At 45.2% G+C, this 9,401-nt stretch carries 8 protein-coding genes; 7 read left to right on the top strand and 1 reads right to left on the bottom strand.

Annotation, left to right across the window (positions count from 1 at the left end; genetic code table 11):
• Positions 1–157: 157 nt before the first annotated feature.
• Complete coding sequence (locus BN3456_RS01150; RefSeq protein WP_089982163.1) at positions 158–880, top strand: NAD-dependent protein deacylase; 723 nt, start codon at positions 158–160, stop codon at positions 878–880.
• Positions 881–902: 22 nt separating this feature from the next.
• On the opposite strand, the gene BN3456_RS01145 is transcribed toward BN3456_RS01150, so the two are convergent.
• Positions 903–1,763 (bottom strand): class I SAM-dependent methyltransferase, encoded by an 861-nt coding sequence (locus tag BN3456_RS01145; protein ID WP_089982167.1) that lies wholly within the window; start codon positions 1,761–1,763, stop codon positions 903–905.
• 284 nt (positions 1,764–2,047) lie between these two features.
• Between BN3456_RS01145 and yedF the strand changes: the two genes are divergently transcribed.
• The 6 genes from yedF to BN3456_RS01115 are packed head-to-tail and all read left to right on the top strand — an operon-like array spanning position 2,048 to position 9,176.
• Entirely contained in the window at positions 2,048–2,662 is a 615-nt protein-coding gene (yedF, locus tag BN3456_RS01140) for a sulfurtransferase-like selenium metabolism protein YedF (RefSeq protein ID WP_089982162.1), read from the top strand.
• A 37-nt stretch (positions 2,663–2,699) separates the two neighbouring features.
• Positions 2,700–3,749, top strand: a complete 1,050-nt coding sequence (gene selD / locus BN3456_RS01135; RefSeq protein ID WP_089982161.1) for a selenide, water dikinase SelD — start codon at positions 2,700–2,702, stop codon at positions 3,747–3,749.
• Between the two features lie 34 nt (positions 3,750–3,783).
• On the top strand, positions 3,784–5,238 hold the full coding sequence (gene selA, locus BN3456_RS01130) for an L-seryl-tRNA(Sec) selenium transferase (RefSeq protein ID WP_089982159.1): 1,455 nt from the start codon (positions 3,784–3,786) through the stop codon (positions 5,236–5,238).
• Positions 5,201–7,117 carry a selenocysteine-specific translation elongation factor gene (gene selB, locus BN3456_RS01125; RefSeq protein ID WP_089982158.1) on the top strand — a complete coding sequence of 639 codons (1,917 nt, stop codon included), beginning with the start codon at positions 5,201–5,203 and terminating at the stop codon, positions 7,115–7,117. The genes selA and selB overlap by 38 nt, the downstream gene beginning before the upstream one ends.
• Positions 7,114–8,034, top strand: a complete 921-nt coding sequence (locus tag BN3456_RS01120; RefSeq protein WP_089982156.1) for a selenium metabolism-associated LysR family transcriptional regulator — start codon at positions 7,114–7,116, stop codon at positions 8,032–8,034. Before selB ends, BN3456_RS01120 begins: the two co-directional genes overlap by 4 nt.
• 5 nt (positions 8,035–8,039) lie before the next feature.
• Entirely contained in the window at positions 8,040–9,176 is a 1,137-nt protein-coding gene (locus BN3456_RS01115) for an aminotransferase class V-fold PLP-dependent enzyme (protein ID WP_242862774.1), read from the top strand.
• Positions 9,177–9,401: the final 225 nt, after the last annotated feature.

Here is a 9,401-nt window from a genome sequence, read left to right as displayed (position 1 = left end):
CATTATGAGCCCGGGTTTGTGGGAAATGTAACATTTCTATAGTTTTGTGAAACATAAAGATAGCGGTTCTAAAAGTAAGAACCGCCGGAAAATAGATTGAAAATGTCTTAACTAAATGACATTGATCATTTATGGATATACACATGGGGGCATTAAAATGTATGAAAAAGAAATAGAGCAGTTGCAGCAAATCATTGATGAGAGCACAAACATCGTGTTTTTTGGGGGCGCGGGTGTATCGACAGAGAGTAACATCCCGGACTTCAGAAGTGCAGAAGGCATTTATCATAAGGCATATAAATATTCCCCTGAGCAGGTAGTGAGTCACAGTTTTTTTATGCAGCATCCGGAAGCCTTTTTTGACTTCTACAAAGAAAAGATGATGGTACTGGATGCAAAGCCGAATCCCGCTCATTTAAAATTGGCAGAGCTTGAAAAGGCCGGCAGGCTGAAAGCTGTCATCACTCAAAATATTGATAGTCTTCATCAGGCTGCCGGGAGTAAAAAGGTATATGAGCTTCACGGGAGTATCCATCGAAATTATTGCATGAAATGCCATAAATTTTATAGTGCACAATACGTAAAAGATTCGCCAGGTGTTCCCCGCTGTGAATGCGGCGGCATTATTAAGCCAGATGTTGTTCTGTACGAAGAAGGTCTGGATCCGGAGACCATACAGAAAGCGGTGCAGGCAATCGCCAGTGCGGACACTCTGATAATCGGCGGTACGTCACTAGTTGTCTATCCGGCGGCAGGTTTTATCGACTACTTCCATGGAAAACATTTAGTAGTAATCAACAAATCCGAAACAGCCAGAACAGTCCGGTCGGAATTAAACATTGCAGGCCCGATTGGAGAAGTACTAAGAAGGATAAGGTAGTAAAAGGGGGTCAGACCCCCTTTTAACGTTTTTCCCAGCGGCCGGATGCTCCACAGGGGAGTACCAGTTTGTTGCTGCTCACAGGGAGTCCGATTTCCTGGGAATCTACGGTTCCGTGCCATGCTTTTAGCTCTGTAGAGAGCATGTAGGTCAGGACTGCAGGTGCCAGGCCTGTGGTATATGAGTTGATGAGGAAGAAGATGGCATCCTTGGATAGAATCTGAGAACAAAGCTTGATTAAGGGATGAATCATATCTTCGATTTTCCATATTTCGCCTTTAGGGCCTCTTCCGTAGGAAGGCGGATCCATTATAATTGCATCATACGTGTTGCCGCGGCGGTGCTCTCTTTCAACGAATTTCACACAATCATCCACCAGCCAGCGGATAGTAGCATCTCCCAGCCCGGAGGAGACTGCATTTTCTTTTGCCCAGTTGACCATGCCTTTAGATGCATCTACATGGGTAACCTGAGCGCCGGCTGCGGCGGCCGCAAGAGTGGCACCGCCGGTGTAAGCAAACAGATTCAATACCTTTACCGGGCGTTTGGCTTCTCTGATTTTCTTGGAAAACCAATCCCAGTTTACAGCCTGTTCCGGAAAAAGACCGGTATGCTTAAAGCTGAATGGTTTTAAATTAAAGGTAAGATTATTGTATTGAATCTTCCACTGTCTGGGCAGGTTGAAAAACTCCCATTCCCCGCCTCCCTTTTTACTGCGGTAATAATGTCCGTTTGGGTGCTTCCAGCCCTTATCTGAACGGGGAGTGTCCCAGATAACCTGAGGATCAGGGCGTACCAGGAGAAAATCTCCCCAGCGCTCTAACTTTTCCCCCCTTGAACAATCCATAACTTCATAATCTTTCCATTTATCTGCTATCCACATATATTTTGTCCTTTCTTTCGGTTTCACCTGCTTAAATAATAAAAAATGGCAAAAAACTACACATATCATCTCATAAATATGTTCCTTTTTCAACAGAGAATTCAATCATTGCCGTGATTCGACTTTACTGATTCATAAATCGGTGATAGAATACATCTATAGTGTGATTCTGCCATAATAAATATACAGCAAGGACAAGGAATGACAGGTCAAATTTTAAAACAATTCAGAAAACGGCCCTCAAAAGGGTCAGTCCCCTTTTAGGGGTGAAAGGAGAATATGATATGATTACAGTAGATGCTATGGGCGATGTCTGCCCGATTCCGGTAGTGAAAACAAAGAAGGCAATGCAGGCGATGGCTGAGCCAGATACTCTGGAGGTTCTGGTAGATAATGAGATTGCAGTGCAGAATGTGACGAAGATGGCAAAGAGTTCCGGCGGTGATGTGACCGCAGAGAAGCTTGGAGAAAAAGAGTTTAAGGTAGTTATAAAGATGAGCCAGGTTATGTCTGAGGTTAAGACACAGGAGAAAGAGGCCGAAGAGTGCATACCGGACAGGAGAAAAGATACGATAGTTGTTATATCCTCTGATAAAATGGGAAGCGGCAATGATGAACTGGGAAAAGTGTTGATAAAAGGCTTTATATTTGCCGTAACTCAGCTTGATGATCTTCCGAAGGCTATACTGTTTTATAATGGAGGAGCGCGCCTGACCTCTGAAGGTTCAGATTCTCTGGAAGATCTAAAAGGGCTTGAGGCTCAGGGAGTAGAAATTATGACCTGTGGGACATGCTTGGATTATTATGGGTTGAAAGAAAAACTTCAGGTAGGCTCGGTAACTAATATGTATAGTATAGTAGAAACAATGAATAATGCGGGAAAAATTATTCGTCCATAATTGGGGCAACTTAACTGGAAGGAAAGGTGGATATAACATGAAAACAGGCAAAGAAATACGTCTGACCCAGATGGCAAAAACTTCAGGATGAGCAGCTAAAATAGGTCCTGAGACCCTTGCCCAGGTTCTGGGTAAGCTGCCTAAATTCCAGGATGATAATCTCATGGTTGGAATTGAAACATCAGATGACGCTGCAATTTATAAGGTTACAGAGGATATTGCCATGATTCAAACCGTGGACTTTTTCACTCCGGTTGTGGATGATCCTTATACCTTTGGCCAGATTGCCGCGGCAAACGCCCTTAGTGATGTCTACGCAATGGGCGGAGAGCCAAAAGTTGCTTTAAATATTGTGGGCTTTCCAAACTGCCTGGACCCGGAAATTCTGGGAGATATACTAAAAGGCGGAGCAGACAAAGTGAAGGAAGCAGGTGCAGTCTTGGTGGGAGGTCATTCTGTCCAGGACGATGAGCCAAAATACGGGTTAAGTGTATCCGGCTTTGTCCATCCGGATAAGATTTACAAAAACTACGGATGCAGGCCCGGAGATGTACTTATTCTGACAAAGCAGATTGGAAGCGGCATTATTAATACGGCGGTAAAAGCCGAGATGGCTTCTAAAGAGGCCGAAAGAGAATCGGCCGTTGTCATGTCATCTCTGAATAAAAAGGCAAAAGAAGCACTGGGGTCCTGCCCTGTCAATGCATGTACCGACATCACCGGCTTTGGGCTTCTGGGCCACTGTGTGGAAATGGCCTCGGCAAGTGATGTGACAATGGAAATTCATGTCCGTGATGTGGCCTATATGAACGAAGCGGCAGATTATGCACAAATGGGTCTGGTTCCGGCGGGCACGTATAAAAATAAAGAACATAGTATAAAGCTGATAGACCCGGGAAATGTGGATGAATACTATTTAGATTTACTGTATGATCCACAGACCTCCGGTGGGCTCTTATTCAGCTTGCCGGAGAAATATTTATCAGAAGTTTTGTCAGCTTTAAAAGAAAAAAAACTTGACACGAAGGTTTCGGTTATCGGAAAGGTTACAGAAAAGAAGGGAAAACTCATCTGTCTGTATCCATAATGTGAAGCCGCCTGACTGTCACAGGGAGTGGGGAATGAATAAAAATCTATTATTCCGCAGAATTCCAAAAGTGGATGTTCTGATGGAAGATGAATCTATTAAAGAAATGGTGGAGCAATACAGCTATGACAGTGTACTGGAGGCTGTCCGTATGGAGCAGGACAAGCTCCGGGTTTTCATTGGCACCTGTGAAGATGAAGAGGAAGCTAAGAGCAGGGTTGATGGGCTTTTGGAGAGGATAGAACTGACAGCTTCTGCCATGAACCGACCGAATATGACACGTGTCTTAAACGGTACCGGAACGATTTTGCACACCAACCTGGGGCGGGCACCTTTAAGCGGGGAACACCTGAAACAGGTTTCCAGTATTGCGGGAGGATATTCCAATCTGGAGTATGACCTGGATGCGGGAAAGAGGGGCCAAAGATACTCCCATTTTGAAAAACTGCTTTGCAGGATAACAGGGGCAGAGGCAGCGATGGCCGTCAACAATAATGCCGGGGCAGTCCTGCTGATATTAAGTTCCCTGGCAAAAGGGGGGGAGGCTGTCGTATCTCGTGGAGAGCTGGTAGAAGTTGGAGGAAAATTTAGGATTCCCGATGTGATGGAACAAAGCGGTGCAGCTCTAGTAGAAGTGGGGGCAACAAATAAAACCCATTTATCCGATTACGAAGAGGCAGTTACAGAGGACACAAAGGCACTGCTGAAGGTGCATACAAGCAACTATCGGATTGTGGGGTTTACAGAGTCTGTACCTATAGCAGAGCTGGTACCTCTTGGACAGCAGCGCGGCATACCGGTTATTGAAGACCTAGGGAGCGGCGTGCTGGTAGATTTGAGTAAGTATGGCCTGACTTATGAACCTACAGTACAGGATTCCGTGAAAAATGGAGCGGATGTGGTGTGCTTCAGTGGGGACAAACTGCTGGGGGGCCCCCAGGCCGGGATTATTGTAGGAAAGAAAGTTTATATTGACCTGATGAAGGAAAATCCCCTTACAAGAGCACTGCGCATTGACAAATTTACAGCATCTGCCCTGGAGGTTGTTCTCAGAGAATATTTATCAGAAGAGAAAGCAGTACAAAACATACCAGTTTTAAATATGATTACAAGAACACCGGAAGAAATAAAGCAAAAAGCAAAAAAGTTTTACAGAATATTAAATAGGGCCGGCCTGAAGGCAGAAATCGGTATTGAGGAATGTGAATCGCAAATCGGCGGTGGCTCTCTGCCTCTGGAGCGGATTCCAAGTACGGCGGTGACTATCCACCCTCTGGAAATCAGCACTCCTGAGCTGGAAGAGAGGCTCAGGCGACTTCCGATACCTGTGATAGGGCGGACTGTAAATGACAGAATTCTGCTGGACATGCGGACATTTGAGACGCAGTATATGGATTATTTTGTAAATACCCTGAAAGAGCTGCACGCTCTGGAAAAGGAAGGAAACGGATATGAAGCACATTATTATCGGGACAGCGGGCCATATTGATCACGGGAAAACTACCCTGATAAAAGCACTGACCGGACGTAATACGGACAGATGGGAAGAAGAGCAGCGCAGAGGAATTACCATTGATCTGGGCTTTACGTATTTTGACCTGAAAAACGGAAACCGGGCAGGGATTATTGATGTTCCTGGCCATGAGAAGTTTATCAACAATATGGTTGCAGGCGTGGTGGGTATGGATCTGGTGCTCCTTGTGGTGGCAGCTGATGAAGGTATCATGCCCCAGACGAAGGAGCATATAGATATTTTAGAAATGTTGGGTATAAAGAAGAGTATCCTTGTTCTGAACAAATGTGATCTCGTGGATGATGAGTGGCTGGAGATGGTAGAAGAGGAAATACAGGAGGAATTAAGCGGAACATTTCTCGAAAAGGCTCCTGTATTGAAAGTTTCTGCAATGACGGGCCAGGGGATTCCTGAACTGATGGATACAATTGAACGCGTGAGTGAGGAAGACGTAGAGGAAAAGGATGTACACACAATTCCAAGACTGCCCGTAGACAGAGTATTTTCCCTGTCCGGTTTTGGCACTATTGTGACAGGAACTCTGGTAAGCGGCACCATTCAAAAAGAAGATACTCTGGAAATGTTTCCGGGGGGACAGGACTGCAAAATACGGAGCATTCAGGTGCACGGGCAGTCGGTGGCCATGTGTTATGCAGGGCAGCGTGTGGCAATCAATATTTCCAATGTAAAGAAGAGAGAACTTAAAAGAGGCTGCGTGCTTGCTCCCGCGGGGAGCATGAAGGACTCTCGCCTTATGGATGTCAAGCTTGAAGTTCTGGATTCCAGCATGCGGATCCTTTCCAACAATATACGTCTGCACTTTTTCAGCGGTACCAGTGAGGTGCTGTGCCGCGCTGTCCTCTTGGAGGACGAAACACTTGGGCCGGGAGAAAGTGGATATGTGCAGCTTCGCATGGAAGACGATGTAGCTTTTCGGAGAGGAGACCGGTTTATTGTTCGCTTTTATTCCCCAATGGAAACCGTTGGCGGCGGCGTGATTCTGGAACCCAATGCAGCGAAGAAAAAACGTTTCTCATCGGAGGTACTGGAGAGTTTGCGGCAAAAAGAATCCGGCAGTGCCACAGATGTGATTGAACTACATGTAAAGGACTATAGTGATACAATGGCGACCGTAGCCGGGCTTGCAAAACTTACGGCCCTTTCTGTGGAGGAGACCAAGACTGCAGTGGGTGAACTGGAAAGTCAGGGCCTTGTATGTACATTTCCCATGAAAAAGGACACTTACGTATGGCACAGCAGAGATGAGCAGGAGTGCAGAGAGCAAATTTTAAAGGCTCTGCAGAATTTTGTGAATAAATATCCTTATCGGTATGGAATGCCAAAAGCGGAAGTACACAGCACATTTATGAAGAAGGTTAAGCCGAATGTGTTTGATAAGTATATAGAATCCCTGGCCCAGCAGGGGGTTTTAGCGCGTTGCGAAGAATATCTGGCACCTGCGGGATATAAGGTGGATAAAGATGAGATTTACGAGAATGTAAAAAAGAAACTTACCGGGACCTTAAAATCTGCCGAGTATGATTTCCCGAGAGTTGCGGATATTAATTTTGGCAGTGTGCCTGCACAGACAGTGGAGGATATCCTTCTGCTCATGACAGATGAGGGGGAAATCATAAAGCTGGCTGAGGGTATGTACACATTGGCTGCATATATGGAGACCGCAAAGGAAAAAATTATAAGCAAACTGCAGGCAGAAGGAAAAATCACCATTGCGGAAATACGTGATATGTTCGGCACAAGCAGAAAAAGTGCAAAACCGATTCTGGAATATATGGACAGTATCAAAGTAACCAGGAAAACCGGTGCAGAGAGTGAAAGGATATCGAATTTATGAATCTGAAACAATTAGAAGCATTTGTAGCGATAGCGGACGAGGGAAGTTTTTCCCGGGCAGCCAAAACTCTCTTTTTGACCCAGCCCACTGTAAGTGCACATATTTCTTCTCTGGAGCAGGAACTGAATGTACGTCTGTTTGTAAGAAACACAAAGGAAGTTAGCCTGTCGGAAGACGGAAAAATCCTATATAGCTATGCAAAACAAATGATTTCCCTGGAAAAGCAGATAGAAATGACCTTTGATAAGACGCGGAAAGAAGGAAGTCATTGTATCCGTATTGCCGCCTCAAGTGTCCCGGCTCAGTACCTGGTCCCCCAAATACTGGAGCGATTCAGCAAAAAATACCCTCAGGAGCAGTTTAAGCTAATGGAAACAGACAGCGGCAAGGTTGTGGAGCAGGTTGTGAATTATAACGTGGATATAGGGTTTACCGGGACGGTGTTTGAAAAGAAATACTGTGAGTATATGCCTTTTTATAAGGATGAATTGGTTGTAATCACTCCCAATTCTGAAAAATTCAGAAAGCTGATAGAGGAAGAGAATGCGCAGCCGGAAGGCAGCAATAAAAACTGGATGTGGATACAGAATGAGCCTGTTATTTTAAGGGAGGAAGGATCCGGGACCCGCAAAGAAGCAGAAAGGCTTCTAAAAGGCATGGGAATCAATATGGATAAACTAAATATTGTGGCGAGTATGGAAAACTCGGAAACAATAAAGCGCTCTGTCAGCAGAGGAATCGGAATTTCTATTCTGTCCCGTCTGGCAGCGGAGGAGGAACTGCGGGAAGGAAAGATACTCGGGTTCTCTTTCGGAGGCAGCAATAAAGGAAGCAGGAATATTAACATAGTTTATAATAAAAACTTTCAGATGTCTGACTTGACCGAAAAGTTCCTCAAAGTAGTAAAAGGAGAGTGAATGTCGTGATTTACATGGATAATGCAGCCACAACGCTGCATAAACCGCCCCAGGTGGCAGAGGCGGTGATTCGGGCTCTGAATTCCATAGGAAATGCAGGAAGGGGGGCGACGGAAGCATCTCTTGGGGCATCTAGAATCATATACGATACAAGAGAGAAGCTGTGCCGCCTCTTTGGCGGTGAGAGCCCGAACCGGATTGTGTTTACAGCTAATTCAACGGAAAGTCTGAATATTGCAATTAAAGGGACTTTGAATCCAGGCGACCATGTGGTCACCACAGTTCTGGAGCATAATTCTGTCCTGCGCCCACTATATGAGTGCCGGGAACGGGGAGTAGAACTGACAATCCTGGGATGTGACGGGAAAGGAAATATTTCCTGCCGGGAAATAGAAAATGCAATCAGGGAAAACACAAAAGCAATTGTCTGTACTCACGGTTCTAATTTAACCGGAAATATGATTGACATAGAAGAAGTGGGGGCTATTGCCGAAAAGCATCACGTACTCTTTGTGGTGGACGCTTCCCAGACTGCAGGTGTATATTCCATTGATGCACAAAAAATGAAGATTGATATTCTCTGCTTTACAGGGCATAAAAGTCTGCGGGGGCCTCAGGGAACAGGTGGGATGTATGTCAGGACCGGAGTTGAGGTAAGGCCTCTTTTGAGCGGCGGCAGCGGCGTGGATACTTACAACGCGCATCATCCTAAAGAGATGCCGACTGCCCTGGAGGCAGGGACTTTGAATGGCCATGGTATTGCCGGGTTAAATGCTGCGCTTTCTTATCTGGAGGAAGTGGGAATAGATACAGTCCGGGAAAAAGAACTGTCTCTGATGCACAAGTTTTATAATGGAATCAGTGGTATACAGGGTGTAAAAATTTATGGAGATTTCAAGACGGAGCAGAGATGCCCTATTGTATCCTTTAATATTGGGGATTATGATTCCTCTGAAGTGAGTGATGAACTGTTTTCAGTCTATGGTATTGCGACCAGACCCGGAGCACACTGTGCACCACTGATGCATAAGGCTCTTGGAACAGTAGAACAGGGAGCTGTAAGATTTAGCTTTTCTTACTATAACACAGAAGAAGAAGTGCAAACGGCGGTTGAAGCTGTCAGAAAATTAGCAAAAAACTGAAAGTGAAGGAAGTTTGAAACAAAAAGGTAGCGGTTAAAGAAAAAGTAGGGTATAGCAAACAAGCCATCTTTCGCTGGCTTCAAAAAAGAAATATAGATACAACACTTAATTCATGGCAGGAGCGGCTTCATCCTTGATGATGTATCCACGCTGTTTTAGCAGATTAAGCGCCTGAGAAGTAGTCAGAATTTTTGACTTATTCACAGGGCGTGACTCAAGAAAGCC

This window comes from Clostridium sp. C105KSO13 (genome assembly GCF_001517425.1).
GTDB lineage: Bacteria > Bacillota > Clostridia > Lachnospirales > Lachnospiraceae > Muricomes.
This window is presented reverse-complemented; position numbering and strand designations above follow the sequence as displayed.

What these genes read in the sequence shown, in the direction of transcription:
- BN3456_RS01120 (WP_089982156.1), top strand. Translation starts at nt 7,114, where the DNA reads ATGAATCTGAAACAATTAGAAGCATTTGTAGCGATAGCGGACGAGGGA.
- BN3456_RS01150 (WP_089982163.1), top strand. Translation starts at nt 158, where the DNA reads ATGTATGAAAAAGAAATAGAGCAGTTGCAGCAAATCATTGATGAGAGC.
- yedF (WP_089982162.1), top strand. Translation starts at nt 2,048, where the DNA reads ATGATTACAGTAGATGCTATGGGCGATGTCTGCCCGATTCCGGTAGTG.
- selB (WP_089982158.1), top strand. Translation starts at nt 5,201, where the DNA reads ATGAAGCACATTATTATCGGGACAGCGGGCCATATTGATCACGGGAAA.
- BN3456_RS01145 (WP_089982167.1), bottom strand. Translation starts at nt 1,763, where the DNA reads ATGTGGATAGCAGATAAATGGAAAGATTATGAAGTTATGGATTGTTCA.
- selA (WP_089982159.1), top strand. Translation starts at nt 3,784, where the DNA reads ATGAATAAAAATCTATTATTCCGCAGAATTCCAAAAGTGGATGTTCTG.